The organism is Aneurinibacillus thermoaerophilus (assembly GCF_900099925.1).
GTDB classification, from domain to species: Bacteria; Bacillota; Bacilli; order Aneurinibacillales; family Aneurinibacillaceae; genus Aneurinibacillus; species Aneurinibacillus thermoaerophilus.
The window spans coordinates 1-25,871 of record NZ_FNDE01000029.1 but is presented as its reverse complement, the minus strand read 5'-3'; the positions used below and the strand labels follow the sequence as shown (position 1 = coordinate 25,871).

The following is a 25,871-nucleotide window of genomic DNA, read 5'->3' as shown; positions in this document are numbered from 1 at the left end:
ACGCAGGGGAACTCCTATATTTTGTCCGGCATAGTATGAAGGCAGAAAATCCATGGGAAAAGAGGAAGAGAAAAGCAATGAAAATTGATGTCGTACAAACAATGGAAGAAATTCGGCAGGAACATATAACGGGGCGAACGGTTATTGTTATCGACGTATTAAAAGCGGCTAGCACGATTGTGGCCGCGCTTAGCAGCGGTTTTGCCTCCGTCCTTCCAGTGGAAACCATTGGGCAGGCGCAGGCCTTGCGTTCACAAAATGTAGTATGCGCCGGAGAAAGGCATGGGAAAAAAGTGGCGGAATTTGAATATAGCAATTCCCCCGTCGCGTTTAGCATTACCCGTCAGAACGGTAAACAGCTTGTGCTTACAACCACTGACGGAACGATTGCAATCAGCAAAGCCGCCCGTGCCGCGCACGTACTTATCGGCTGTTTTTTGAACGCGGAAGCATGCATCCGTGAAGCGCTCAAACGACAGCTTGACATTACGCTGTACTGCGCAGGCACGCGCCATGAATTCGCTTTGGAAGATGGGCTAGCGGCCGGGCTTATGATCCACCGCGCACAGCAACTGCAGCCTGCAATAAAAGTGCGCGACCTTGGCAAAGCACTAGAAGCAAGCTACTTGCATCTTAAAAACGAATTGCCCAACCTTTTACTTGAGACATCGAACGGAAAAAGGTTGGCCCAGCAACATGGAACCGACGATGTGCTATACTGCGGACAACTGAATGTGTTTGATATTGTTCCGGTATTAAAAAACAAATACCTGATTATCGCTCCAAACGCCAAATCCGGCGACGAACCGACAGCACCGCAAGCGTAACGGCAATACATCCGCGCGATTTAAAGATTTCAAAAGTTCCAGCACTTCAAGCTGATGTGTCATATCTAGATATGTCGTCGGCTCGTCAAGCAAAAGCAAATCCGGGCCCTGGGCCAGAGCCATCGCGCTCCAGGCCCGCTGCCTCTGTCTGCGCTTTGCGAGGATTAAATCCAGCTGACTCATGATTTATTTTCTTTCCTTTGCCCTGACCGGCTTGCTGTTCCTGGCCGAAGGGTATAGCACCAATCTTTTATATTGCAAGGACTTTTCTATATAACTCGCATTTTGGGATGGGAATATGTCCAAACATCAAAAGCAATTATAAAATTGAACTGGAAAAGAAGAATATGTTAAGATCATGGTGCATTCATATTACGAGTAATGAAGAAGAGCATAAAATGTTAGAATTTATGCTCCATTTTTATGCCTAGAAATTATGAAACAAAGTAATGGGAAAAGAGGTTATTTATTTTGCGACATTTAAACAGGAACAAGAACAAACGCGCTGGCTACACATTGGAAGAGTATTTGTCACAATAATTACTTATTTTTTCTATAGTAATATGTGCTATCGTACAATTGGAAAGTTTTTTGTTGTTTCTATGTTTACGGAAAAGAAAGGTGTGGGAAAATGAACACAAAACCTTTTAATCATAATTTTTTAAAAGCCTGTCGCGGGGAAGAACACAGCCATACACCTGTATGGTATATGAGACAAGCTGGGCGCTACCAGCCTGAATACCGGAAAATCCGTGAAAAATATTCATTGTTTGAAATTACGCACCGTCCGGAAGTATGCGCGGAAGTTACCATGCTGCCCGTTAAGCAGCTGGATGTAGACGCGGCCATTTTATTTGCAGACATTATGACACCGATACCTTCGATGGGGATCAACGTTGAAATCAAATCAAGCATCGGTCCGGTTATCGACAATCCAATTGCCTGTAAAGAAGATGTCGAAAAACTAAAACCGCTCAATCCGGCAGAAGATATCCCGTATATTCTCGATACGATTAAACTGCTGCGCGAACAACTCTCCGTTCCCCTTATCGGTTTTGCAGGAGCGCCGTTTACGCTTGCCAGCTATTTAATTGAAGGTGGGCCATCACGCAACTACTATAAAACCAAGGCATTCATGCATTCCAACCCGGAAGCTTGGCACCTGCTAATGGATAAGCTCGGAGAAATGACGATTACATATCTCCAAGCGCAAATTCAAGCAGGCGCGCAAGCGGTGCAAATTTTCGACTCCTGGGTCGGCACGTTGAACGCGCAAGATTACGCCACATTCGTCGCTCCGATTATGCAGCGCATTCTCGCGAAGCTTGCCGAGGAAAATGTGCCCAAAATCATGTTTGGCGTTGGCGCGGGACATCTGCTACAGGAATGGAATAAACTCCCACTTGATGTAATCGGCCTAGATTGGAGAACAAGCATCAAGGCTGCGCGCCAGCAAGGCATCACCAAAACGGTGCAGGGTAATCTCGACCCTGGACTTCTGCTTGCAGATTGGCCAGTGTTAGAAAAGAAAACAAAAGCAATTTTGGAGCAAGGCATGGAAAACCCCGGCTTTATCTTTAACCTCGGACACGGCGTCTACCCGCAGGTAAAAGTGGAAACTCTGCAACGCTTAACAGCATTCGTCCACGAGTATTCGTCCAGGATAAAGCGCTCCCTTTGAAACTAACCAAAAACGAGGTTATAGATGATGATTACACAAACCATGGGACTTCTTGTTATGGCGTACGGAACGCCAAGAAACGCTGAAGAAATCGAGCCTTATTATACCCATATCCGGCGCGGACACAAACCGCCGCCAGAACTGCTACAGGATTTAATGAAACGCTATGAAAAAATCGGTGGCATTTCTCCTCTTGCCCACATTACGGAAGAACAGACGGCCAAACTGCAAGAGGCATTAAACCGGGTACAAAATAAAATTGTATTTAAAGCTTACCTGGGCTTTAAGCATGTATCGCCTTTTATCGAAAACGCCGTACAGCAAATGCATAAGGACGGCATCACAAAAGCGGTCAGCATCGTGCTTGCGCCCCACTACTCTACATTCAACGCGAAATCCTATAATATGCGCGCACATGAAGAAAGCAAAAAATATGACGGACTGGAGATCTATTCCATAGACAGCTGGTACAAAGAACCCGCCTTTATCGAATATTGGGCCGATCAGCTACATGAAACGTTCAACCGGATTCCAGAAACGGAACGTAACAGAACGATTGTAATTTTCTCCGCCCACAGTTTGCCAGAAAAAATCAAACAAATGAACGATCCGTATCCGGAACAAATTGAGGAAAATGCGCGAATGATTGCAGAAAAGGCCGGGGTATCCTGCTACACGACCGCATGGCAAAGCGCAGGTCGCACATCGGAGCCTTGGTTAGGTCCCGATGTGCTGGACAAAATCCGTGAATTGTCCAAACAAGGGTATACCTCCATGGTGTTCTGTCCGATCGGATTTGTAGCCGATCATCTTGAAGTGCTCTATGATAACGATTATGAATGTAGGCGTCTAGCGGAAGCGCTCGGTATTCATTACTACCGCCCACCGATGCCCAACACCCACGATAAATTTATCGAAGCATTGACTTCCGCCGTATTAAAGAAGTTACTAATGAAAGAAAGTGATGAATGATGAGCACAGACACGCTGAAAGTCGCGATTGTCGGCGGCGGCATCACCGGGCTGACAACCGCCTACTACCTGCAAAAAAAGATTCGCGAACAAGGATTACCGATTGAATACGTACTACTTGAAGCGTCCGATCGTTTGGGCGGAAAAATACAAACGGATTATACGAACGGTTTTGTTATCGAACGCGGACCGGATTCGTTTCTTGCTCGCAAAACGAGCGCATCCCGGCTTGTGAAAGAAGTCGGGCTTGAGGACAAGCTCGTACGTAACTACACCGGGCAAGCCTATGTACTAAATAATGACAAATTATATCCGATTCCGGGCGGAGCCATTATGGGCATTCCGACAAAACTAACTCCGTTTATCACCACTTCGCTGTTTTCGCCGGCCGGTAAATTGCGGGCTGCGCTTGATCTGGTATTGCCGCGCAGCCCCCAGCACGATAACGATCGCTCCCTAGGAGAGTTCTTCCGCCACCGGCTTGGCGATGAAGTAGTGGAAAATTTAATTGAACCGCTTTTGTCTGGCATTTATGCGGGGGATATCGATCAGCTAAGTCTGATGTCCACATTTCCACAATTCCATCAGGTGGAGCAAAAATACCGCAGTCTAATTCTCGGTATGCGCTCCACAACGCCAAAACAACCGAAATCAGCAGGCAATAAAAAAGCGCCAAGCGCATTTTTAACACTGACAACGGGCTTACAATCACTCGTTGCAGCCATCGAAAAAAATCTGGACCCAGCTTGTGTACGCAAACATGCACCTGTGCAAAAGGTAACAAAAACAGGCCAAGGCTATAAACTGTATATCGGCGATGGCTCCGCCGTGTATGCTGACAGCGTTGTCGTGACAACACCCCCACAAGCGACTTTACGTATGTTCACAGAATATGAATGCATGCGTCTACTTGCCGATATTCCGACTACGTCTGTCGCCACCATAGCGCTTGCGTTTCCGAAAGCAGCCATTAAACAGAATATCGACGGTACTGGTTTTGTTGTATCAAGGAATGCCCACTATACGATTACCGCCTGTACATGGACGCACAAAAAATGGCCGCACACGACACCTGAAGGCAAAGCGCTGTTGCGCTGCTACGTCGGCCGCGCGGGGGACGACAGTATCGTATACAAATCGGATGAAGAAATTATCAGGGCGGTGTTGCACGATTTACGGAGAATTTTGGAAATCAATGAAACACCTGAGTTCTACCACATTACACGCTGGAAACAGGCGATGCCACAGTATATTGTCGGTCACAAATACCGCATTGAAAAGTTGAGCGATGAACTCAAACGACATCTTCCCGGTATATTCCTCGCTGGAGCGCCGTATTACGGCATCGGACTTCCGGACTGCATCGACCAAGGAGAAGCGGCAGTGAAACAAGTGCTCAGGCACCTGCGCACACCAATCCTTGTATAACTTAATATATGTAACATGACCTATCTTATCATATTCATATATAAACCCGGCTCTTCCACGGAAGCCGGGTTTTATTCGATTGACTACTTACCGCTTAGCTGTTGCTGCGCCATCTGCACCAAACGTTTTGTAATTTCGCCACCTACGGAACCGTTAGAACGGGCATACGTATCCGCTCCGAGCTTTACACCAAACTCTGAAGCAATTTCGTATTTGTACTGATCAAGCAATTGCGCCGCCTGAGGAACAAGCAATTTGTTGCTTCTGCCCTGTGCCATGGTATTTCACCTCCTGCTTGAAGTATTGTTATTGTTTGTTCTGGATTTCTTTTTATGAAGCAAACATATTGGTAAAGCGGGAGACAATTGACGTATTTTTGTCCTAACTGGGAAAACCCCGGTAATCGTCTTTTTCGATTTGTGCTAACAACCACTAAGGTAAGTAATAAAAATAAAAAAGAAGGGCGTAAAGGCCCCTCTTCATAAACACCGCTACTCTTTAAACAAAAGCGATGCGCCCGCAATACCCGGGTTGGTCATTTCATACGGATCAAGAATCAAGTCCAGTTCCTCTTCCGTTAGTACATTGTAATACAGGCATAATTCGCGAACCGATTTGCCTGTCAAAATCGCCTCACGTGCAATGCGAGCTGCCGTCTCATAACCAAGGTGTGGGTTGACCGCGGTGATCACGCCTACGCTCTTCTCCACGTATTCTTTCAGCCTGTCTTCATTGGCCATGATACCTTCCACGCAATATTGACGGAACACGCGGAAACCGTTGTTCATAATACTGATGGACTGTAATAAATTAAAGACAAGCACCGGTTCCATTACATTCAATTCAAGCTGGCCAGCTTCGGAAGCAAGACAAATCGTATGATCATTACCAATAACTTGGAACGCAATTTGATTAATTACTTCAGCCATTACAGGGTTCACCTTACCTGGCATGATGGAAGAGCCAGGCTGACGAGCCGGAAGCGAAATCTCTCCTAAGCCAACACGCGGGCCAGAAGCCATCAAGCGCAGATCGTTCGCAACTTTAGACATATTCATCATGCACACTTTTAGCGCAGCCGATACTTCTGTGTACGCGTCCGTATTCTGGGTCGCGTCGACAAGATGTTCTGCACCTACAAGCGGGAAACCGCTAATTTCCGAAAGGCGTTTCACCACACTCTTAATATAGCGTGGATCAGCGTTTAAGCCTGTCCCCACCGCCGTGGCACCCATGTTTACCTCATACAGATGCTGGCGGGACTGCTTAATCCGTTTCATGTCTCTTTCTAGCACCCGGCGGTACGCTTCAAATTCCTGGCCGAGGCGAATCGGCACTGCATCCTGAAGATGCGTGCGTCCCATTTTTACTATATGGTCAAACTCTTTCGCTTTTTTCCCGAATGCATCGTGCAGCTCTTGCATCGTAACCAGCAATTTTTCCAGCATAGAAAGCGTTGCAATGTGAATGGCAGTTGGGAACGCGTCGTTGGTGGACTGCGCCATATTAACATGCGTATTTGGACTTAATTGGAAATAATCGCCTTTCTTCTGTCCGAGAAGCTCCAACGCGCGGTTTGCAATCACTTCATTCGTATTCATGTTAATGGATGTCCCGGCACCGCCCTGAATCGGATCGACGATAAATTGATCGTGCATCTTTCCGTCAATAATTTCTTGCGCCGCCTGTACGATAGCATTACCAAGGCGTGGATTTAACTGTCCAGTCTCCATATTGGCAAGCGCGGCTGCCTTTTTGACCATCGCCATTGCTATGATTAGCGATTCGTGAATACGGTATCCGGTAATCGGGAAATTCTCTACTGCACGCATTGTCTGAACGCCATAATATGCGTCAATCGGCACTTCTTTTTCGCCAAGAAAATCTTTTTCTACGCGGAATTTTTTGTTTTGTTCCATGACTCGATAACATCTCCAATAGCTGTAATATTTTGCTTTCTCCATACTCTTATTATAGGTATATTTATTCAACAAACAACAGACTATCATACAAACGTGGCTTATCGTATTCCCGTTCTTTCATGATTCGAAGCCGAAAAAAAAATTCTTCGCTTATGGCTTCATTTCTTATACAATTAAATTATGTATGCATGATCGCTGGCAAGCATTTCATCATATCGTTGCCTCAGAAGTGGAAAAGATTGTTGAAGATTACTGGTTTTTATGTTATTTCAAGCTTCTGCAACATCCTTTTGTTTTAGAAGCATCAAAGACTTCTTTGACGCTTTTTTATCATTCTTCTATTGATTTTATTGAAAAAGAGTTTTATATTTTTTGATAGATTTTGGAAAGGTGCTGAGTGAACGAAGACAGATGAAAACGATGATTGCACGTTGGTTCGGTTTGTTATTGTCATTGTGTTTATTTATCGCACTTGCAACGCAAGTAAGTGCCAAAGAAGCGTCCATGGCTTTCTTTCCCATTGACCTTGACAAGGACGGAATTCCAGAGTTCCGTATTGAAGCCAGTGGGTGGGTTGCCGACGTGACGCCTTCGGTTACAACAGATACATACGAGCATGCGGTATATACGCATTATCAGTATAAAAAAGGCGGGCTCTCTTTTCGCTTAACGCTGGCCCGGATGGAGAATGGAAGCGTGCTTTATTTTGTGCAACATACCGCTTCTGACAGAGCAGTCTCCATTCCGTTGCGCATTCTTGCTTTCGATCCTACGGTTGTCAAAACGGCGCAATTGTCAGCAGTTCCAACCAAAACATGGAAACAAAGCAGCTACATTCCGCCTGTCTTTTCTTCGGCTCTTTATGTAGACGGAGAACGCCTGTTTTATCGGATTGGTCAGGCGGAAGCCTATGCGCCCCTCGGTTATACGGTATACAAACAGATAAGGGAAAAGGAGCAGCCAATAAAACACGCGCAAGCCGCGAACGGTCATACGTTTTCCCTTGTTTTGAACGCGGATGCAAAAACGGAGGCTGTTACATGGGGAATGCTGGGAAATCAGCCGCTTATTCGCTGGGACAACGAGCAGGCGGCAGCCAAAGCGGCGTTATTAGAATTGGATAAAGATAAAAAATTAAGAGAAGATGGAGCCTATTATCCGAATGAGTCCACTTACCGTCCGTACGCACCGGGCTCATTCTACCGAAATCCGGCCAATGGAGACGGCTTACACGCCCTTTCCTTCCTTTCCACGGAAGAAAACGGCGCATTTTTCGTCAATCTCGCCACCCATCTCGCTTACGCGGCAGTAAAAAACCAAAACAAAGAAGGATATTGGGAAACACAGCCGAGATCGGAATGGCTTAATAAGGAATATAAAATCGGCTATAAGTATATGGACAACCGGCGGAACGCAGACAACGCCACCTTCCTGCTCCGCTTCACGCAAGCCATGCCAGATGCCGCCGTTCAGCATGCGTTGCGCAAGTGGAACGCATATCTTACACGTTACATCGCTATGCATGGTATGAAGATCGGCAAATACGGTGTGTTTGTACCCGATTATGTAGGAAGCGCGGAAACGAAGCGAACCCATACTTCCCTTAATCATTTGGTCGCGATTATGAATTATCTATACGAAGCTTACTTGCGTGACCAGGATGAAGAAAAAAGGGAACTCGGTAATAAGCTGTTGGCTGGCATTAAAGCTACACAAGAACTCTGGGTTATGCCTAACCATAATCTGTATTATGCGCTCTATCCGAATTTCACGCCGCACCCGTATCCGGACTATCTTGATTTGACCCGCAACGATTTGTTGCTCTCGCAATACTTTCTCACCCGGATTCAAGGTGAACCAGACCCGGTGCTCCAATATTTAATTGACAATAAAAATAAATGGCTAGATAGTCAACAATAAGAAAAATCCCCCCGTTCTGTTATCTCGAATAGAACGGGGGTTTACTTAGTTTTTTCACCCGCTTTATACTTGCGCTTTACTGTACTTCTTTTAGCTGTTTTTCCAGCACGAATTTTTGGATTTTGCCGCTCGGTGTTTTAGGCAGACGCTCCACAAAGTAATACTCGCGCGGTCGCTTATATTTCGCCAGTTGGCCGCCGCTAAGAAGAAAAGCATCCAGTTCTTTGCTATCCACCGCACTTCCCTGTTTGGTTACAACATAAGCAACAACAATCTGTCCCCATGTTGGATCTGGCTTGCCTACCACCGCCACCTCCAGCACCTCTGGATGTTCTATCAGCCTGTCTTCCACCTCACGCGGAAAAATATTTTCCGCTCCGGAAACAATCATATGGTCAATACGATCACGAATCCAAATATATCCATCTTCATCATACGAAGCCATATCCCCAGTATGGTACCAGCCGTATGCCAGCGCTTTCTCCGTCGCTTCTGGCCGCTTGTAATATTCAAGCATCATACACGGACCTCTTACGATAATTTCTCCAATTTCTCCCACGCCGCATATGTCGTCGGGGTGTGAAGGACTGCCGTCTTCCCGCGTGCGTACAATTCTCACTTCGTGCGTCATCACCGCTTTGCCCGCCGATCCGGCCCTGGCCAACTGTTCATCCGGGTACAGTACGGTTACCACCGGCCCCATCTCCGTCAAACCATACATCTGCACCAAATCTGCACCCACCTTCTCCTGAAATTGTCTAATAAGTACAGGTGCCATCGAAGCGCCGCCATAGCCAAGCAAACGCAAAGAGGATAAATCATATCTTTCAAACGAAGGATCGTTCAACAGCATATTCACCATCGTCGGCGCTGCGAACAAATGGGTAACTTTTTCTTTTTCGATCGTCGCCAGCACTTCTTCAGCCTGAAAGGAATGAAGCAGAACATTTGTGGCTCCCACCTGCATGCGCGGAAAAAACGATGTATGCAATTCAGCCGTATGGTTGAGTGGAGCCACGCACAGGCCAATGTCATTTTTGTTAAGTCCCATGCATTGCATCATCAGCAAATTATGGTGTACCATATCGCGATGCCGGTGAAGCACGCCTTTCGGCCGCCCGGTTGTCCCGCTTGTATACATCATGATATATAAATCATTTTCATGAACTTCAACGAACGGCGCACGATCCTCACTTTCCTCCAACAATTCATAAAACGAACAGGCATAGTCCGGAACTTGCTCATCAACAAAAATATAATATTCAACCTTAACGCCAAGCTCTTTTGTTTTGTGAACCGTCTCTTTCAGCTGCTCCTCATATAGCAAAACTTTACTGTTGGCATCGTTTAAAATATACTGCAACTCGTAGGCGGTTAGGCGATAATTAATCGGATTAAAAACCGCACCGATTTTTGCAGCTGCGAATAACGCAACCACAAACTCGCTCGTGTTGTACAAAAATACGGAAACAATATCTCCTTTTCTTACACCGAGCCCAATAAGGGCATTTGCAAAGCGATTTACCTGCTCATCCAACTGCTTATACGTCCATACTTGATTTTTACGCCGGTATATCAAACCGATCTTCTCCGGATAATTCCGGGCTGTCCATTCTACTAACTCGCCAATGGTCGTACTCATCCTATCCCCCCACAAGCATTAAAATCATTCCTCTCCTTCTTCTATTGCAAAAATAAAACCAATTTTCTGACTTATTAATGCTAAAGTGTTGTATCATTAGCAGTGTGTATTGTTTTCAATAGAAACAATACATTTCTAAAAGAAATAATTCATATCAAAAAGAAACAATATTCCTCTATGCACTTGACTTCATTCAGATATCGGTGTTCTCATAGTGAAAGAAGGGGAAAGGGAGAAGAAAAAACAAAACGTGCTTCTTACTTCCAACTTTCCTGCCTTCTAACCATAGCTGAAACGCTGAAATAACAAATAAAATGTTTATGGCTGCTTTACGTAACGTTTGTCTTTCATAAACATTCGCCAGAAATATAAAAATCCCGGGGTTAGAATCGCAAAGCAGACAATGTAGGAAACAAACAGCGCCCGGAACGTATCTGGATGAGTAAAAGCGGACTCAATGGTAACGTGCGGATACACGATATAGGGCAAATGAGCTTTTCCATAAGCATAGCTGGCAAGCAAGTATTGTACCACGATGCCAAGTACCGCCACACGGGGCTGACCGGGCAATGAAGCGCGCTTTCCTCCCGGCCACCACAACGCCGTATAGCCGATAAAGAACGCTACAGCCGATGCAATAAGCAGCCAGAAATGATGTAGCAAATTTTCATACAGCCATAAAGCCTCACTTTTCATGGATGTAACGAGTGCCAGCGCAGTAAAAAAAGAAAGCGGGCCATTCAAAATGGCGTCGCGGCGATATAAGCGGTATGCTTCCATTTCACCCGCGACCCTAGAGTAATCGGATAGCAACAACGAAGACAAAAAGAATGTACTGCTGATGGCAAAAGCCATGTACGAAATCCCGCTTGCGCTTGTCAACAATTTCCCAAGCAACAATTCCTCATGCCCATTTATTACTTGAATAAATCCTCCCTGCGTAACGGGCAGAACAAGAATGAGCAATGCGGGAATAAACAGACCGCTAATGCCAGATATAATCGCAAGCTGCCTTTCATACCCTTCCATCGAATGTGAATATACAAGAAATGCGCTGCGGATAGCCAAAAGCAGCAGAATTAAGCTGCCAGGAATCAGCAGTACCGTGCCCAGCGTAAATGTGGCACCGGGAAAAAAACTCATCAGCCCGACCACAATAAGTACAACAAACACATTCGTCACTTCCCACGAAGGGGACAAGTACCGGTTAGCGATATTGGTTGCCCTGTTCTGCCTCCGGTTCATGTATATCATAGACCAAAAACCGGTGCCAAAATCAATAGATGCAGCAACTGAATACACGAACACAAACATCCATAACATAGCAATTGCGATCAATTCATTACTCATATTCCTCCATCCCTTCCTTATTCCTGTACCTCATGAACCGAGAGACACTTTCTCCAAATCTTTAACAAGCGGATGGCGTTTGAAATAGTGGCGCAGCACAAACACGGTCGCCAAACCGAGCAGTATATAAATCCCAACAAACAGAACAAATAAAAACCCGATATTGCCTGCCTGAGTAACGGAATCAGCAGTCAAAAGCGTCCGGTACAACACCCATGGCTGACGCCCGGTGCAGGCAAAAATCCAGCCACACTCAATTCCGATCATTGCCAACGGTCCCGTTACAATAAACAACCACATCAACCAGCGCGGAAACGTTTCCCGCCTCAGTAAATGACGCCAAACAAATCCAATGATAGATAGCGCAAGAAGCAGGCCACCGATGCCGACCATCGCGTTGAACAATATATGCACATAAAGTGGCGGCCAGTATTCGCGTGGAAAATCGTTTAATCCGGCTACTACCTCGTCAAACCGGTTGCCCGCAAGAAAACTGAGCAGCCCCGGAATCTCGATCGCATACTTGACACTTCTAGTGGCTTCATCCGTATAACCACCGATCGCCAACGGAGCATACGGCTGCGTTTCAAAAAGTCCTTCAGCGGCCGCAAGTTTCTCCGGCTGGTATTTGTGTAGCATTTGCGCCGAATCATGACCGTTCAGCGCCGTGCCAAGAGAAAACAAACCGCCAACGGTAAGAGCCATCATTAACGCTTTGCGGTGAAATAAAAATTCCTTACTTCCCCTGTTACTCTTCAACAATTTAAACGCTGCAATGGAAGCAATCGTAAATGCGCCGGTCATGTAAGCAGACAAAGTAACATGTCCCGCCGATACAAAAAAACTCGGGTTAAAAAATCCAACCCACGGATCCACATCAATCACTTCGCCGTTTTCCATCCTAAAACCGGCGGGCGTTCCCTGAAATGCATGCACATTTGTAATCAGGATCGCGGATGCTGCCGCACCAATCACTACGAATATCATGCTTAGAATGCGCATAGACGCGGACAACCGATCGGCCGCATACACATAAATGGACATGAACAACGCTTCCAACAAAAAAGCGAAAATCTCAATCTGAAACGGAAGAGCAACAACCTTCCCAACGACTTCCATAAAACCAGGCCACAGCAAGGAAAGCTGAACACCCGCAATGGTGCCGGAAGGAATAGCCACCCCGAGAAGCACCGCAAATCCTTTCGTCCAGCGTTGTGCCATAATGCCATAGTCTTTGTCTTTTTTCCACTGGCGCAAAACTTCTGCTGTTAAAATCATCAGCGGAAGCCCCACGCCAAGCGTAGCAAAAATAATATGAAATCCCATTGTCGTCCCAAACAACGCCCGGGCTAGTTGCAAATCATCCACCGTTTTCTGCTCCTCTCATCTGGAATGCTTTCCACTTTAGTATTGTTTTCCTACACGATAAATATTCTGCATGCATTCCCACCCTTTGTAAGCATACCTATCCAAAAACGCGCAAACATTATACATACCATTACATAAAACGGTGAGAGACATGAAAATTGTGAAGCTTTTCGTTAGCTTAATCGCCACATTGTTATGCTGCTGGGCCACTGTGTTTCCAGCAGCGCCAGCAATCTCGAAATCGACTGCTTCCCCTATTTACCATGTTGACACGAAGCGGAAACTCATTGCCCTTACGTTCGACGATGGCCCCCATCCTGTCTATACGGCTAAGTTGCTAAACATTCTTGACAAATATCATGCCAAAGCGACGTTTTTTGTCGTGGGCCAGCGCGCGAAATGGTATCCCCGTGTGATCAGGGACATTAATCGCAGAGGTCATGAAATCGGCAACCATACGTTTACCCACCCGCGTATGAAGAACATAACTACGGCCCGTTTACGTGATGAAATCCGCAAAACCGATCAAGTCATTTACTCGCTAATCGGGAAACACCCGCGCTTCTTTCGTCCACCCGGAGGAGAAGTAACATATACTGTGCTTCTCAGTTCGACAAAACAAAAACATCCGGTCGTCATCTGGTCATACCACCAAGATACGCGCGATTGGGCACATCCGGGGATCGACTACATAGTTAACAAAGTAACAAGTGGAGCCAAACCGGGAGATATTATTCTGTTTCACGACTCCGGTATCGACCAGACGCAAACATTGCTTGCAGTGGAGAAAATCCTTCCTATTCTTTCTAAAAAAGGGTATAAATTCGTAACGCTTTCCCATCTTTTACAAGAAAAAGAAAGATAAAACTTTAAGTACTTATAATTACCAGCGATCCTCTTTTGATTTTTGTGTTATGATGTCGGGGTACAAAAAAGCCGAAACTTCTTTAAATAAAGAAGTGCAGGGGATACTCTTTTGGGGTGAATTGCTTATCAAGATACATGGATAAGCATAGGGTAAACTCCTGAACCCGAACCCGGCAACTAACCTTGTAGGCTATCAGGAGAGGAGAGTTTTTTGTATGAAAAAAAGTTTATTTACCGGTTTACTTACATTAACTGCATGCGTAAGCGCCACCAATATAGCCGCCGGTGCAGAGTACAAAGTAAAAAGAAATGATACGCTGTGGAACATTGAAAAGGCTCATCATCTACCTTTCACTTCGCTTCAGGCTGTCAACCCATCCGTTGATCCATTAAACTTGCAAATCGGTTCTACGATCCAATTACCGGACACCTATACAGCCATGGAAGGAGAAACTTTCTGGACCATCGCGAAGAAGCTAAACGTTCCTGTCCAAAAGCTGCAAGCCGCGAATCCAAACGTAGACCCGCAAAATATTCAAGGCGGCACCGTACTTGTGTTGCCAGAAAAGAAACAAGACGATAAAAAGGCACCAAAAAAGAAAGCGAACAAACCAGCGACCGCAATTGCAGCCAACAAAACTTCCGACAGTCCGTCGGTGAAAACGGCCTCTGGTAAAAAGTTTACCTATAAGCGCGTCATTTTTTCAAAAGCAACGGCTTATTCCGCTGCACCTGAAGAAAACGGCGGGTGGGAAGGTGTGGACTACTTCGGCAATAAGCTGAAGGTCGGTACCATCGCGGTCGATCCAGATGTGATTCCGCTTGGAAGCAAAGTGTACATTACAGGCTATTCCTTCCAGGGGCTTCCGAAAGGCGGTATGATCGCACACGCCACCGATATTGGCGGAGCTATTCAAAACAACCGCGTGGATATTTTCGTGCCAGGCTCACCAGAACATGTAAGTAAGTTTGGCGTTCAAAATATAAAAGTTTATGTTTTAAAATAAGAAACAAACCGCCGAAAAATGGGAAAAAATTTTTCGGCGGTTTGTTTTTATATGTTCGATTAATTTTTCACTGCATTCTCGTTTTTGCGGTAAAATTCATGAAACAACTTCAATAAAGCCCTCTTCTCAATCCGCGATACATATGAACGTGAAATGCCAAGCTCACGCGCGATCTCCCGCTGTGTCCGTTCCTCTTCGTTATCCAGCCCGAAACGGCCAATAATAACTTCTTTTTCCCTATCATCGAGGATATGAATGTGCTGATAAATTTTGTTTTTTTCAATCTTTAGCTGTACCTTATCTTCGACTTCGTTCGCTTCTGTGCCAAGAATATCGATAAGGGATATTTCATTTAACCAAATATGTTGTATGTGTTGTGCGATCAGATCCATATTCGTGTGTGCATTCCCCGACGAAAAATACTGGTGAACCCAACCTTTATCCGGTTCAGATGGATTCAATCTTTTTTATCCAGAATTATCCAAAAAAATAAAATACGGAACCCCCTTTAAATACAACTTTATACGTTACAGACTTATCATTATCAATAAAAGTCGAACTGAAACAAAAAAACTGGCGTGACTATATTCAGCAGGACAATCCTATCGCGGCTGCACTGCTAAGCAAAATAAGGTACACTTCCAAAGAATGAGTAGAAGCCAAAAAAAGAATTTCTTCGCATGCTGGTGCAGACCCGGCTTGTATGACACTGTGATATGCTCCCCTTTAAGATGCAGAACTCCCAGTCAAAACGTTTAGTCCGGTATCCACCTCTAAACTACCTTTACTTCTTGAAAGTCGCACCCAATAATCCCATTCTTCTCTATTTCTTCCCTAAACTTTTCTGACACAAATACTGGTATCTCATCCCCTTTTAGTTTAATTATATGATTCCCAGCTACATTCTCTTTAGTCAACGCATATTTTTGTACCGAATATATTTTTTCTCCATCTAGTTCAAAAACACTATCCTTTGAATGTTCAAGACAAAGCGCGTCTACCACATTTATAATATTTGCCACAAAATAACCTTCCAGCGGCTCGTTCGTACACTTGTCTATGATTCTAACAGGGAAATACTGAATATTACCCTTTTCTAAACTGTCTAAAACCCTCTTCAATTTAGACGAAACGACAAACCACCCTAAATTATTCGCTAGGTAGTCTGTTTGCCGTTCCCCCTCGTTCGGGTCATAATAAAAAGTGATTCTTTCGTTCCAACTTTTGAAGAGTTTTCCCTCTTTAAGCTGGTATTGCTCTATCCCATAAGTTTCTTCACAATAACACATAATATCGTCATCCGGATGCCTATCTTGATGCGGAAGCAATTCTTTATTCCAAGCCTCATCCAAATCTAAGCCATACTTTTTCGTAATCGCTTCTATTTGCGGTGTATACTTCTTACTTTTATTAGTTGCATAATGATGTACTTGTTCAGGTTTAGCTTTTGGCGTCCCCTTAGGAAAGTCTAATAAACATGACTTTATAAAAAGAGTGGCAGTTCAGTAACTACCACTCATTATATCAACTTACTTTGCTGTTAGGTATGTCAGGCATGATATAAGCGGTTTTATTCTCCATCATGCCATAGATAATATTGACAAGTCTTCTCATAATGCAAATAAGCGCTTGTTGTTTGGTTTTACCTTCTGCTAGCTTTTTCTGATAATACTCGTAAAACACAGGATTTCGAGGAGTTTTACTACCTTTACAAATATGTATTTGTTGAACAGCCAAGTTATAAAAGATAGTGTATAATTCCCTGTTTCCTTTTTTGCTTTTCTGAATAGTTTCCTTGCCGCCCGAACCCATTCGGACAGGGGCTATTCCTGCGTATCTTGCAAGTTTATCGGAATTAGTGAAACGATGAATATCCCCGATTTCTGCAATGAAAGCGGATGCTGTCACCGTATCAATGCCTGGCATCGTTTCAAGCTGAAAGAAATCCTGAAAGAACGTGGCATTTCTCAACGTGAATTGGCCCGGCTCACAGGGCTGCGCCCAAGCACAGCACCATCAGCCATCTTTGTTCGGACAACGTAGACAGAGTTTATCTCTCCACATTGGAAAAAGTATGCAAAGTGCTAGACATCGACATCCAGGAGTTAATCGAGTTGGAGTAATCCTCTCGCTATAGTAATCGGTGGTAGTGAAGAAAAAGTTGCGAAAAAAATTTTTAAAACGTTGAGAAAACAAAGGTAAGGTTTTTGGAGATAAAAACGGTGGTAGCTGATGATTTTTCCATTGTTTATCGTTGATGAAAATCATAAAATAGGACATCTTTTCCAAATTCATTCTGTGCGTACAAGATAACTCAAAAAATTATCATTCAAGGAGTTCGGGAGTTATAGGTATAGATTGTCGGTCTAACGGTTTATTCGACACTATATGCCTATAAAAAGAGCCTCAAGGAATTTCTTGAGGCTCAAAGAATTTAATAAAGTATTTTTTCTAGCACCTTTTCCAAGTTAAGAGTATTATTGCTAAATTCGATTAACATTGTATCTTCATCATAAGCAGGTTCGTAACCTATTATCACTTTAGAAATATTATATTTGATTTTTAAATTCATTAAATAATTAACTAACTTTTTAAATCTCGATTTAACCTCACTCTTATCATCTACAAATATTTCGCTTTCAGGAAAATTGAAAACGATATCTCCGTATTCCTCATCAAAAGAAAAAACTATTACTACATTTTTCAGGGTTATTCCTAATTGCAATTGTTCTAGAACAATATTGCCCGTTCCTGTTGGTGATAATACCTCTTTCATGTTTTTTACTTGAGAAAATTCTATATCTTTTCCTAAGTTTAAATCATAAAAATGTGATGATTTAATGTTTAAGGTCGATAACTTAAGTTCTTCATGAATTAGAGTTTCAAGTTCTTCTTTCTTAAAATCCAATAATACAATCTCTAAGTTTTCCATTTCGGCTAACCCCTTTACTGATCAATAAATCCTTTAAATGTTCCGTCAAGATTTAAACGTACCCCACGTCCATCAGGAAGCTTTTTCTCAAGAAACTCTATCCCTCTAGAGTTTTTTACTCTTTTAAATCCTCCTGGTCCATTCAATATTTCTTGAAGATGTTTTAGTGCCATTTGATTTATCTGGTCAGGACCTCCTTTTACTTTCCCCCAAATATCAGGATTTCTGCCTGCATGTTTCTGTAAAGCATGACCTACTACAGTTTCTCCACCTTTTCTATGCGCAGTAGCTGTCTGTATTATTTTATTCTTATCAACCTTAATAAAATTACTAGTACCCTGAGTTGTAAACCAATATGTGTCATGATGTACGTACAGGGAAATCGCAGGAATATTATATAGGCATGATTTGGGTTATGCTTGTTGGTAGTGGAGAAAGCGACTCATTCGACACTGGGGGGTTGGCGATTCATTAACCGCCGCCAAAAGCAAAAGAAGACCACAATACAGACAGTTAACTCGTATTGTGGCATTCGGCATGCATTATATGTGGTATTAGTTGAATGATGAATTCATTCGACATTGGTATCGTCTAATCGTCAAACCTATTTTATTTTTTATGGAGAACTGTAATACTACACTGATTCAAAGTATGCGATTGTAGAATACTTAATGCATTTTGAGTAACAACTAAACTATTATTTTCAGAGAGACAAAAGTCTTCACCTGACCAAAAATGATATGTGTTATCTTCAGTAGTAACCTTTCCCAATGGAATTAACTGCTTAAACTCTGGTAATTCTGTGTCGGGCGAAGAATCCTCGAATTCTTCACTAGTCGTTATTAAACAATTGGTTAACTTGTAGCCAGTTAGATTTGCGGCAACTAATTCTTTTGCTAAAGAACTAGTAATTATAAAACAAGGTGTTGATTCTAATAGTTCATCACCTAACCATCCATAGAACTCATAGTGCAAAAACTTTACTTTATCAAAATCTCCATCTTCGTAAATCGTTTGTTCTCCATGCCCGCCAGCAACTTCAGGCTCTAGTAAATATAAATTCATAGCCTTACCTCCAAATCATTTTTTTACAGGTGGATTAAATAAATGCCCATACTCCTTATCAAGTTTCAACATGAAGTTAATTATGTCTTCTCTGGTTGGGTTTTTGTTATTCTTATAAAAGCTATTCCACTCTTTTCTAATTGTCGATAAATGAAGACTACTATTAATCTCCTTAGGGATTCCACGTAAATTCTCTAGAGCGTGTATTTCTTGCTCACTGAAAAGCCCTTTATATCTTTTTAATATTTGTTGCTCAATAGCGTGATGTACAATAACCTTCCCTTTTAATTCAGGATACTCGTTGAAAAAAGTCTTTCGATAATTTTTAAAATCTTTATTTAGATTGCTCGAAGCATTATCCGTCCCCTATGTTGTAAAGCTAGACTATTGAAAAGTAACGGTGGCTGCTAGATGTACCAGCAATACCACCAGTCAGCTTGCTTGTTTTTCTGCTTTTTCAGGAAGACGGAACGCTGTTTTGTTCTTCATCATGCCATAGATGATATTGACTAACCGCCGCATCACACATACCAATGCTTGCGTTGGCGTTTTTCCTTCTTCTTTTTTGCGGTTGAAGTATTCGTAAAATAATGGATTTCGTGGCTTTTTGCTCCCTTTTGAAACTTGTACTTGCTGGACAGCTAGGTTGTAAAACAAGCCATGCAATACCCTATTGCCCTGTCTGCTTTTTTGGTTCGTACCCTTACCGCCAGAACTGAAATTAACAGGTGCGATTCCTGCAAAACGTGCCAGTTTGTCTGCGCTGGCAAAGCGGTTAATGTCACCTATTTCTGCAACTAGAGAAGATGCCGTTACCAAATCAATTCCTGGCATGGTTTCCAGTTGGAAATCTAGTACCTTCATCATTCTACCTAGTTCTTCCTCCACATACGCAATTTCCTTCTTTTTGAACTGTATATCTCTTACGTGGCTCTGGATAAGAAAGTTGCGCTGTTCTTGGTACTTTCTTGTTGTATCGCCATCTGCCTGAACCAATGCCAATATTTCCTCCGCCTTCCTTGTGGAGCAGGCGTTATTGCTCGACTTCCGCAAAAATGCCGACAATGTTTCTGCCGATACACCTTCCAGCAAATGCGGGGCGGGGTACTTCTCCCAAAACGCCAGCGCACATTTTCCGTCTATATCGCTAAAAAACTTCTTGTAACTGGGGTAATGGTAACTGAGTTGGGTGTGCAATTGGTTTTTAAGGGAGATCAATGCCTTCACCAAGCCATTCCTTCTCGTCACCAGTTGACCAATCGTCCAGTATACGTCTTGCGGGTTTGCGTCGGGTAACATGTCCAGCTTGTTTAGCAGGATTTTTGCTACACACTCCGCATCCCAGCTATCGCTTTTCTGTGTGGTCGGGTAACTTTTGCGCTCGGCGTAGGAAAGAGCGGAGTTTACTTCCTTCACCTTCTGTTTGTTTTCCAGCAGGTACACCGCTAATGCCCTGCCGTACCCGCCTACATCTTCCAACCCATACACAGGGGTCATGCCTCGCTTCTTGAACTGCTTGACATACGTGGTCAGTTCATCAAAAGCGGCGGGCTTGTTCTCAAACGTAATTTCCCCCAGCTTCTCGTTCCAGCAATTGATTACCACAGCCGTATGTGTTTTCTTGTGCAGGTCAACTCCAATGTAAATATGCTTCTGTTTGTAGTGCATGCAAGGCATCACCTCTGTCTATGAAATACGTTGAATGTGGAAAAAATGTCGGCAACCTCAGCTCAAGCGTTAGTCAACAAGTGACCCGCAACGGGACGCCAGCCAGTCCATTTTCTCATCGTTCAACGTCTGTATCAGACATATATCAAAATGTTGTTGTTTTTTAAGTGCCGAGCAAAATTTTTTACTCTCCCGTACACCAACAGGAAACAATGATGCGTAGTATACGATATTTTCCAAAATCTGCACAACCCTGTATGTTTTCTGTCGTTTTCCTCTGGGGGAAGGTCGTATACTGTATATGCGAAATCGTTACACCAGTCGCTGTTGAATCTGCGGTTTATGCTGCCCCCAGCAATACCGCACAAGGTACTTCAACGAGCGATTCCCATTGTTCCCTTGCTAACTGGTTGAAATCTACGTGATACCGGGCGGCAAGGGTTTCTTTTACCGCTTTTCGAATACGACGATCATACATATCTACTCCATCCCTCAAGTTGCGAATCTGTTCTGCCCGTCTTTTAGGGAGTTCGCTCCAATCTGGTACCACTGCCGCAAAATATTGCTTGTTCTGCTCTGGTGGATGTCCGCTCACATCCGTCAACAGTATTTTCTTATCGGGCTTGTAGACAATCTCAATACGGCTCAACTCGTGGTCAAGCATGATCTTTTGCTTTTCCCATAGCTCCAGCTTTTTATCGTAAATGCGGCAGTATCCGTTTGTCTTGCGCTGACAAGGTAATCCGAAATACCTCGTTGTTCCTTCATGAGTCATTTTTCTCTTACCATGCATCGGGATCACCACCACATGTTCCAATGAGGTACGCACATCATACGCCACATCACAGCCAACAAAGTATATCCTGCTTGCCACCTTGCGTATCGGTTCCAGCAACTCATAAAAATGCAAGTAATGTTCGGGGCGCGTCTCTAGTCGCAAAGTATGCAAATGTCCCTTCGTCTCCCTAAAGTTCTTGTAAAATACATGTAGGTAGGCTTTCTTCTCTTTCCGTATATGCAACTCGTAGCAGTATTCGCCCCAATACACCGTTTCTTTCATTTGAAACCCGTTCATCGCCGCATCTCTTATCAATCCGTAATAAGCCCCAAGCGGCACATCCTTGTACTCCATGACAAATTTGTCGATAGATATAGTTGCCTTCATCACACGCTACACTCCCGTTCTCATACGCTTTTTTGGCTACTTGTGATTGTAAAATGTACACTTACTCGACTAATTAAGTAATTATCGGGCGCTGTCCGTTTCTGACTGTTGAACGCAAAAAAGCACTTGTCGCCCATTACAGACAATCAAGTGCTCTAAGAGTTGAAGTTTACCAAGTTAGCAGTATCCCCCTGAATCACAATTGAATACTGTATGGAGATTATGACACATGCTTTGCTTGGGGTCAACAATAACGTTTAACCCTGTGAGATGGTTCGCTCTTGTTTGTATCTCCCATCATCGGTGTCATTTGTGGTAATCCTACATAAGAACGTCATCTCGCCCTGTTCTCGTTGGTCTGCTGTGGAGTATGCTCGTATCCTAGTCAAGTACACCTAATTCGCGGCGCATCTCAATCTCTAGTTCACGTAACCGCTTTTGCTTGGTAACCAGTTCCTCAAACCATTCTTTATCCTTCATGGCTAGAGCCATGTCAATCATTTCGTCGTAATCCTTAGAACACATCATCATTGGCTCTTTGAATTCGCTCATTTGTTCATCCTCCTATTTAGCTAACCTGCCTTGCCTTATTCCACAACTGGCGGCTAATGATACGAGGGAAAACGTCTTTCTGCCGAATGCCGTTCCTCTCCTTTAGCCCGTTGTACATATTAAAACCTGTATACGTCTCGTTGTTCAAAATGTTTTGTACCTGTACCACTGTCCATTGCTTACCCGTCTTCGTTGTGATGCCTGCTCGGTTCAACTTGCAAGCGATTTTGTATGGGTTATTCCCCTCTACATAGAGTTGAAAGATACTTTTCACCGTCTGCGCTTGTTGCTCGTCCAACAAGATCGTCCCATTCACTACCTGATAGCCGTATGGCACACCCCCACCTGCGTATTTATTCTCTCTAGCGGTGGCAATCCGTCCACTTTTCGTCCGTTCGTTGATAATCTTGCGTTCAAACTCTGCAAAAGAGCCGATCATTTGCAGGAACAGCATCCCTTGCGGGGTGGAAGTATCAAAGTTTTCCGACACGCTAATGAAAGCAATCCCTTTCGGTTCCAGTTCGTCCTCAATCAGTTCCAGCAGATTTTTCAGCCGTCTATGGATGCGGTCTGCCTTGAGGACAACGATACCGCTGATCTCGTTTTCCGTTTGCTCTATGTATTGCATCATATCTCGGTAGCCGCCACGTTCTTTCGTGCTTCCACTTTCCCCTTCGTCAATGAACATCTTTGCCAGTTCCCAGCCTTGGCTGATACAGTATGCTTCTATCTTCCTTACCTGCTCCGCTATGGATGTATTTCCAATCTGGCTATCTGAAGATATGCGGGCATACCCGACCACCTTCTTGATTGTCTCTTGAACCATTTCCAGTTCCTCCTATTTTTTGTTACAGTTTACGACCTGGGTAATACGAATCACAATTCCTTTTATCCTTCCTGCCATGCGCTAACCGTGATCGTGGTAAGCCAACTGTCATTTTATTATCGCGTATCCCCTGCGCGAACCACAAAAAAGGAAGCGAACAAAGCTGTCTGCCTTGTTTGCTTCCCGAATCATTTTTGATGCTTTTTTCTCGCCTGTTCTAGTATGACTGCCAGTTGGTCTAATGCTCCATCGCTTTCTGTTCCGTTCCTTTCCACCAGCCTGCTGTTTTCCCGAATAAGTGTTGCCTTGTTCATCTGTACTTTCGTGATCGCTTCCTCAATGGCTCGGATAGCAGCTTGATTCGGCTTGTCCTTTTCTTCTTCCTGCTTGATACGTTGCAACATGCGCCGGATGCGTATGTCGGACAGTTTGAACTCGTTTTCCACTTGGGTTGTCGGGTCGGTTGATACTCTTGCATACAGTTGCCGTTCTTCGTCTGTCAGCGTATCCAGCCAGATCGTTTCATACAGCCCATGTTTCAGCGCGTTTTTGTTGCCTTTTAGCTTGGAACGGTCTTTCGGCCCCGTTGATTTTCCACCATGCAATCTGCACCGTCCATTATGCAACGCCGCTTTCTGGCAAGGCTCGCCGCTTCTCGTCTTTGCTCCGCAGAGCTTTTTCTCCATCCTTTCACCCCTTACCTTATTTCATGAGGTTTGTTTCCCCGACCGGGGGAGGACTATACGCCCCCAGCTTTTATCTCATCATCCATTTCGGCTTGGTGTAACTCTCTTTGCCAGGTAGGCATGAAACTCGTCTTGCAATCCTACTCCAACGACAAAGTCGATATAGCATTCTAACAGGTTTAGGATTCTCGTATGGCTTTCGTTTGCCATGCTCAGTTCTTCCCATAAGAATTTCTCATGCTCCGTCATTTTTGTTATTCCTCCTGCGACCTTCGTATTTGGTTTGTATCGTGGTTTCGTTCCTTGTCGGGTAATATGTCCTTGCTTTGTTTGTTGATGCGGTTTGCACTATAAGAGCGTGGGGCTGTATGGGTTATTCCTTGGACTGCTTTGCCTTTCGCTCCCAGTACCTGCGCTCGTACTCTCTTTGCTTTTCTTTGTTTTCGGGTTTTTGCCGCCACTTCCGTCTGTATTCTCTTTCGTACTGGCGGCGTGCTTCTACTGCTTCGGGGCTTAGTTGCGCCATTCGTCTATCCCTCCAATTCTTCCAGCTTTGCCATTTGGGAAGCTATTAGCTTTTCCGTTTCCTGTATTCGTTCCTCTGCCCGCCGAATCATCGCCGCCGCTTCTTCCTTTGCTACGTCCAATTCCTTTTTCTGACGGGCTAACACACTTTCGTTATGCTGTACAGTCTCCCTTAATCCAGATGCTTCACGTTGTAGTTCTTCCAAACGGCGAATTGCTTCCAGTCTTGGGTGTCCGTCCTTTTCGTCTGCCAACTGGTAAAAGTATTCAGCCTGTTCGAGTAGTTTCCTTACTTCTGACGCTACCTTTGGGGCGATATTACCTGAACGTCTAAGTTCGTCCGCCTGTTGTCGTAACTCTCGTGCTTTCTGGCAGTATCCCCTTACTTCGTCTACGATTGCCTCATACTCTGCTTCTGCCTGTGCAATTAGACCTACCTTTTCCTGTACCTGCTTTGCCATTTTCCTTTTCCTCCTTTGATTTAGGGCATGCAAAAAAGGCTCATTCCTCCTTATCGTTAAAGTTGGAATAAGCCTTTGAAAGTTGGTCTAAGCGTGTTTGTCAAGTTTTTTAGTGTTTGGTTTATTGGTTGTATTGTACGATCTTGTTTTTAAGATGTAAACCCGTCTATATTTTCCCATCAGCGCGAACGTTCGTTTTTTCAGCACGGGTAACCGTTACCAATTAGCCCACATACTTCTCTATCTCATGTGGCTCAAGTACGATTATGGATTTAGTTCTACCTTCATCATCTACAAATTCGATTTCATATGCTTCATTCGGAACTGTATGCACTGAAACTACCACCCCGATATCACCCTTTTTTATCCCTTCATTTGGGTAATCATTTAATATCACGACAGTATCGAGTTCATCAAAACTCATTTAATCACCTACTTTACATATATTGTTGTCATCTCTGGTACATCTGAACCTGGTTTAATAATCCAACCTGTTCTGACTGTTGTTGTATTACCATTTGGACCTGTTATCTGCATATCCACAGTATACCTTTGTCCATATTGGTCTGCTTTCCCCAAGATAGCTTCACTCTGAGGTAACTTCTCTTGAACCTGCTTCATTAATTCATCGGCATTTGATTTATTGTATCCTAGAGCACTTTCAAACACTTTCGCTTTATTGCCCCCCACTGGATGTTCCGGATTTAGAGCGTAGTCTGTGAGTTTTCGAGGGTCTATCTTTGCATTCTCTAGGTTAGGTAAAGCATTTTGAACTTTACCCATCCCCTTAGTTGCATTCCCAGTGGATTGTTTCGGCTTCGGCGGTTGTAATGGCTGTTTCGCTTTATCCAATCTTTTTGTAATTTTAACCGTTTTATTGATGTTTTTGACAATCTTAAGTCTTCCTAAAAACAAATTTTCTAATGCTCCGCCTGCGGCTTTCACATCATCCATCGTCCATTTATTGTCTGTTAATGCGTCAAAATTCTCTTTTCCAACTAATTCCCT

General features: G+C 44.0%; 26 protein-coding genes, 5 pseudogenes and 1 riboswitch. Of the genes and pseudogenes, 9 read left to right on the top strand and 22 right to left on the bottom strand.

The genetic code is table 11. The features are described from left to right. Window positions 1–35 precede the first annotated feature (35 nt). Window positions 36–827, top strand: coding sequence for a 2-phosphosulfolactate phosphatase (locus BLR88_RS13500; RefSeq protein ID WP_236781968.1), 792 nt, complete (start codon window positions 36–38; stop codon window positions 825–827). A 15-nt stretch (window positions 828–842) separates the two neighbouring features. Here the strand turns inward: BLR88_RS13500 and fecE are convergent. Beyond that, window positions 843–974: pseudogene (fecE, locus tag BLR88_RS19100) on the bottom strand (Fe(3+) dicitrate ABC transporter ATP-binding protein FecE); the annotation flags it as partial. Between the two features lie 484 nt (window positions 975–1,458). On the opposite strand from fecE, the gene hemE reads away from it, so the two are divergent. The 3 genes from hemE to hemY are packed head-to-tail and all read left to right on the top strand — an operon-like array spanning window position 1,459 to window position 4,907. Then, complete coding sequence (gene hemE, locus BLR88_RS13485) at window positions 1,459–2,508, top strand: uroporphyrinogen decarboxylase (protein WP_057898008.1); 1,050 nt, start codon at window positions 1,459–1,461, stop codon at window positions 2,506–2,508. Between the two features lie 27 nt (window positions 2,509–2,535). Continuing rightward, window positions 2,536–3,480 carry a ferrochelatase gene (gene hemH / locus BLR88_RS13480; protein WP_091260907.1) on the top strand — a complete coding sequence of 315 codons (945 nt, stop codon included), beginning with the start codon at window positions 2,536–2,538 and terminating at the stop codon, window positions 3,478–3,480. Continuing rightward, window positions 3,480–4,907 carry a protoporphyrinogen oxidase gene (gene hemY / locus BLR88_RS13475; protein ID WP_091260905.1) on the top strand — a complete coding sequence of 476 codons (1,428 nt, stop codon included), beginning with the start codon at window positions 3,480–3,482 and terminating at the stop codon, window positions 4,905–4,907. The genes hemH and hemY overlap by 1 nt, the downstream gene beginning before the upstream one ends. A gap of 83 nt (window positions 4,908–4,990) precedes the next feature. On the opposite strand, the gene BLR88_RS13470 is transcribed toward hemY, so the two are convergent. Together BLR88_RS13470 and aspA are read right to left on the bottom strand one after the other, a co-directional pair. After that, a complete protein-coding gene (locus tag BLR88_RS13470) occupies window positions 4,991–5,185 on the bottom strand; it encodes an alpha/beta-type small acid-soluble spore protein (protein WP_057898007.1) in 195 nt (64 codons plus the stop codon). A 213-nt stretch (window positions 5,186–5,398) separates the two neighbouring features. Next, window positions 5,399–6,826 carry an aspartate ammonia-lyase gene (aspA, locus tag BLR88_RS13465; protein WP_057898006.1) on the bottom strand — a complete coding sequence of 476 codons (1,428 nt, stop codon included), beginning with the start codon at window positions 6,824–6,826 and terminating at the stop codon, window positions 5,399–5,401. 375 nt (window positions 6,827–7,201) lie between these two features. On the opposite strand from aspA, the gene BLR88_RS13455 reads away from it, so the two are divergent. Beyond that, window positions 7,202–8,749 (top strand): hypothetical protein, encoded by a 1,548-nt coding sequence (locus tag BLR88_RS13455; RefSeq protein WP_057898004.1) that lies wholly within the window; start codon window positions 7,202–7,204, stop codon window positions 8,747–8,749. A 76-nt stretch (window positions 8,750–8,825) separates the two neighbouring features. Here BLR88_RS13455 and BLR88_RS13450 read toward each other — a convergent pair whose 3' ends face one another. From BLR88_RS13450 to BLR88_RS13440, 3 genes are all read right to left on the bottom strand, one after another. Continuing rightward, entirely contained in the window at window positions 8,826–10,391 is a 1,566-nt protein-coding gene (locus BLR88_RS13450; protein WP_091260900.1) for a fatty acid--CoA ligase, read from the bottom strand. Between the two features lie 318 nt (window positions 10,392–10,709). Continuing rightward, complete coding sequence (locus BLR88_RS13445; RefSeq protein WP_057898002.1) at window positions 10,710–11,741, bottom strand: cytochrome d ubiquinol oxidase subunit II; 1,032 nt, start codon at window positions 11,739–11,741, stop codon at window positions 10,710–10,712. Window positions 11,742–11,771: 30 nt separating this feature from the next. Then, a complete protein-coding gene (locus BLR88_RS13440) occupies window positions 11,772–13,109 on the bottom strand; it encodes a cytochrome ubiquinol oxidase subunit I (RefSeq protein WP_057898001.1) in 1,338 nt (445 codons plus the stop codon). Between the two features lie 151 nt (window positions 13,110–13,260). Here BLR88_RS13440 and BLR88_RS13435 point away from each other — a divergent pair, with 151 nt between their 5' ends. Beyond that, entirely contained in the window at window positions 13,261–13,974 is a 714-nt protein-coding gene (locus BLR88_RS13435) for a polysaccharide deacetylase family protein (protein ID WP_057898000.1), read from the top strand. A 59-nt stretch (window positions 13,975–14,033) separates the two neighbouring features. Beyond that, window positions 14,034–14,183, top strand: a riboswitch (cyclic di-AMP (ydaO/yuaA leader). A gap of 8 nt (window positions 14,184–14,191) precedes the next feature. Further along, a complete protein-coding gene (locus BLR88_RS13430; RefSeq protein WP_057897999.1) occupies window positions 14,192–14,983 on the top strand; it encodes a LysM peptidoglycan-binding domain-containing protein in 792 nt (263 codons plus the stop codon). 59 nt (window positions 14,984–15,042) lie between these two features. On the opposite strand, the pseudogene BLR88_RS13425 reads toward BLR88_RS13430, so the two are convergent. Then, window positions 15,043–15,336 (bottom strand): annotated as a pseudogene (locus BLR88_RS13425) (sigma-70 family RNA polymerase sigma factor); the annotation flags it as partial. Between the two features lie 200 nt (window positions 15,337–15,536). Here BLR88_RS13425 and BLR88_RS20185 point away from each other — a divergent pair. Then, window positions 15,537–15,632, top strand: a pseudogene (locus tag BLR88_RS20185) (DUF4351 domain-containing protein); the annotation flags it as partial. 124 nt (window positions 15,633–15,756) lie between these two features. Here BLR88_RS20185 and BLR88_RS13420 read toward each other — a convergent pair. Together BLR88_RS13420 and BLR88_RS13415 are read right to left on the bottom strand one after the other, a co-directional pair. Then, entirely contained in the window at window positions 15,757–16,470 is a 714-nt protein-coding gene (locus tag BLR88_RS13420) for an AHH domain-containing protein (protein WP_091260898.1), read from the bottom strand. 37 nt (window positions 16,471–16,507) lie between these two features. Further along, window positions 16,508–16,924 (bottom strand): annotated as a pseudogene (locus tag BLR88_RS13415) (transposase); the annotation flags it as partial. On the opposite strand from BLR88_RS13415, the pseudogene BLR88_RS13410 reads away from it, so the two are divergent. Beyond that, window positions 16,895–17,106, top strand: a pseudogene (locus BLR88_RS13410) (helix-turn-helix domain-containing protein). The pseudogenes BLR88_RS13415 and BLR88_RS13410 overlap by 30 nt on opposite strands. A 311-nt stretch (window positions 17,107–17,417) precedes the next feature. On the opposite strand, the gene BLR88_RS13405 reads toward BLR88_RS13410, so the two are convergent. The 13 genes from BLR88_RS13405 to BLR88_RS19965 form a co-directional block, all read right to left on the bottom strand. After that, complete coding sequence (locus BLR88_RS13405) at window positions 17,418–17,915, bottom strand: hypothetical protein (protein ID WP_057900483.1); 498 nt, start codon at window positions 17,913–17,915, stop codon at window positions 17,418–17,420. 14 nt (window positions 17,916–17,929) lie between these two features. After that, window positions 17,930–18,088 (bottom strand): hypothetical protein, encoded by a 159-nt coding sequence (locus tag BLR88_RS19620; RefSeq protein ID WP_175493630.1) that lies wholly within the window; start codon window positions 18,086–18,088, stop codon window positions 17,930–17,932. A gap of 436 nt (window positions 18,089–18,524) precedes the next feature. Then, a complete protein-coding gene (locus BLR88_RS13400; RefSeq protein WP_057900482.1) occupies window positions 18,525–18,980 on the bottom strand; it encodes a hypothetical protein in 456 nt (151 codons plus the stop codon). A 432-nt stretch (window positions 18,981–19,412) separates the two neighbouring features. After that, a complete protein-coding gene (locus tag BLR88_RS13395) occupies window positions 19,413–20,648 on the bottom strand; it encodes an IS110 family RNA-guided transposase (RefSeq protein WP_057900023.1) in 1,236 nt (411 codons plus the stop codon). 340 nt (window positions 20,649–20,988) lie between these two features. Then, window positions 20,989–21,813, bottom strand: a complete 825-nt coding sequence (locus BLR88_RS13390) for a hypothetical protein (RefSeq protein ID WP_057900481.1) — start codon at window positions 21,811–21,813, stop codon at window positions 20,989–20,991. Window positions 21,814–22,194: 381 nt separating this feature from the next. Next, window positions 22,195–22,365, bottom strand: a complete 171-nt coding sequence (locus tag BLR88_RS13385; RefSeq protein ID WP_082705898.1) for an IDEAL domain-containing protein — start codon at window positions 22,363–22,365, stop codon at window positions 22,195–22,197. A 16-nt stretch (window positions 22,366–22,381) separates the two neighbouring features. Continuing rightward, a complete protein-coding gene (locus tag BLR88_RS13380) occupies window positions 22,382–23,191 on the bottom strand; it encodes a recombinase family protein (protein WP_057900480.1) in 810 nt (269 codons plus the stop codon). Window positions 23,192–23,379: 188 nt separating this feature from the next. Further along, entirely contained in the window at window positions 23,380–23,877 is a 498-nt protein-coding gene (locus BLR88_RS13375; RefSeq protein ID WP_057900479.1) for an HGGxSTG domain-containing protein, read from the bottom strand. A 78-nt stretch (window positions 23,878–23,955) separates the two neighbouring features. Continuing rightward, complete coding sequence (locus BLR88_RS19615) at window positions 23,956–24,126, bottom strand: hypothetical protein (protein ID WP_156424000.1); 171 nt, start codon at window positions 24,124–24,126, stop codon at window positions 23,956–23,958. 124 nt (window positions 24,127–24,250) lie between these two features. Next, window positions 24,251–24,403 (bottom strand): hypothetical protein, encoded by a 153-nt coding sequence (locus BLR88_RS19610; protein ID WP_175493629.1) that lies wholly within the window; start codon window positions 24,401–24,403, stop codon window positions 24,251–24,253. Window positions 24,404–24,407: 4 nt separating this feature from the next. Continuing rightward, on the bottom strand, window positions 24,408–24,863 hold the full coding sequence (locus tag BLR88_RS13370) for a hypothetical protein (RefSeq protein WP_057900478.1): 456 nt from the start codon (window positions 24,861–24,863) through the stop codon (window positions 24,408–24,410). A gap of 223 nt (window positions 24,864–25,086) precedes the next feature. Beyond that, on the bottom strand, window positions 25,087–25,287 hold the full coding sequence (locus BLR88_RS13365) for a DUF4926 domain-containing protein (protein ID WP_057900477.1): 201 nt from the start codon (window positions 25,285–25,287) through the stop codon (window positions 25,087–25,089). Between the two features lie 8 nt (window positions 25,288–25,295). Continuing rightward, a partial coding sequence (locus BLR88_RS19965; protein ID WP_409359904.1) for a DUF6883 domain-containing protein occupies window positions 25,296–25,871 on the bottom strand: 576 nt, incomplete at its 5' end.

Excerpts from the sequence above, each read along its gene's own strand:
- BLR88_RS13500 (WP_236781968.1), top strand. The coding sequence starts at position 36 with ATGAAGGCAGAAAATCCATGGGAAAAGAGGAAGAGAAAAGCAATGAAA.
- hemE (WP_057898008.1), top strand. The coding sequence starts at position 1,459 with ATGAACACAAAACCTTTTAATCATAATTTTTTAAAAGCCTGTCGCGGG.
- hemH (WP_091260907.1), top strand. The coding sequence starts at position 2,536 with ATGATTACACAAACCATGGGACTTCTTGTTATGGCGTACGGAACGCCA.
- hemY (WP_091260905.1), top strand. The coding sequence starts at position 3,480 with ATGAGCACAGACACGCTGAAAGTCGCGATTGTCGGCGGCGGCATCACC.
- BLR88_RS13470 (WP_057898007.1), bottom strand. The coding sequence starts at position 5,185 with ATGGCACAGGGCAGAAGCAACAAATTGCTTGTTCCTCAGGCGGCGCAA.
- aspA (WP_057898006.1), bottom strand. The coding sequence starts at position 6,826 with ATGGAACAAAACAAAAAATTCCGCGTAGAAAAAGATTTTCTTGGCGAA.
- BLR88_RS13450 (WP_091260900.1), bottom strand. The coding sequence starts at position 10,391 with ATGAGTACGACCATTGGCGAGTTAGTAGAATGGACAGCCCGGAATTAT.
- BLR88_RS13445 (WP_057898002.1), bottom strand. The coding sequence starts at position 11,741 with ATGAGTAATGAATTGATCGCAATTGCTATGTTATGGATGTTTGTGTTC.
- BLR88_RS13435 (WP_057898000.1), top strand. The coding sequence starts at position 13,261 with ATGAAAATTGTGAAGCTTTTCGTTAGCTTAATCGCCACATTGTTATGC.
- BLR88_RS13430 (WP_057897999.1), top strand. The coding sequence starts at position 14,192 with ATGAAAAAAAGTTTATTTACCGGTTTACTTACATTAACTGCATGCGTA.
- BLR88_RS13405 (WP_057900483.1), bottom strand. The coding sequence starts at position 17,915 with ATGGAAAACTTAGAGATTGTATTATTGGATTTTAAGAAAGAAGAACTT.
- BLR88_RS19620 (WP_175493630.1), bottom strand. The coding sequence starts at position 18,088 with ATGGCACTAAAACATCTTCAAGAAATATTGAATGGACCAGGAGGATTT.
- BLR88_RS13400 (WP_057900482.1), bottom strand. The coding sequence starts at position 18,980 with ATGAATTTATATTTACTAGAGCCTGAAGTTGCTGGCGGGCATGGAGAA.
- BLR88_RS13395 (WP_057900023.1), bottom strand. The coding sequence starts at position 20,648 with ATGCACTACAAACAGAAGCATATTTACATTGGAGTTGACCTGCACAAG.
- BLR88_RS13390 (WP_057900481.1), bottom strand. The coding sequence starts at position 21,813 with ATGAAGGCAACTATATCTATCGACAAATTTGTCATGGAGTACAAGGAT.
- BLR88_RS13385 (WP_082705898.1), bottom strand. The coding sequence starts at position 22,365 with ATGAGCGAATTCAAAGAGCCAATGATGATGTGTTCTAAGGATTACGAC.
- BLR88_RS13380 (WP_057900480.1), bottom strand. The coding sequence starts at position 23,191 with ATGGTTCAAGAGACAATCAAGAAGGTGGTCGGGTATGCCCGCATATCT.
- BLR88_RS13375 (WP_057900479.1), bottom strand. The coding sequence starts at position 23,877 with ATGGAGAAAAAGCTCTGCGGAGCAAAGACGAGAAGCGGCGAGCCTTGC.
- BLR88_RS19615 (WP_156424000.1), bottom strand. The coding sequence starts at position 24,126 with ATGACGGAGCATGAGAAATTCTTATGGGAAGAACTGAGCATGGCAAAC.
- BLR88_RS19610 (WP_175493629.1), bottom strand. The coding sequence starts at position 24,403 with ATGGCGCAACTAAGCCCCGAAGCAGTAGAAGCACGCCGCCAGTACGAA.
- BLR88_RS13370 (WP_057900478.1), bottom strand. The coding sequence starts at position 24,863 with ATGGCAAAGCAGGTACAGGAAAAGGTAGGTCTAATTGCACAGGCAGAA.
- BLR88_RS13365 (WP_057900477.1), bottom strand. The coding sequence starts at position 25,287 with ATGAGTTTTGATGAACTCGATACTGTCGTGATATTAAATGATTACCCA.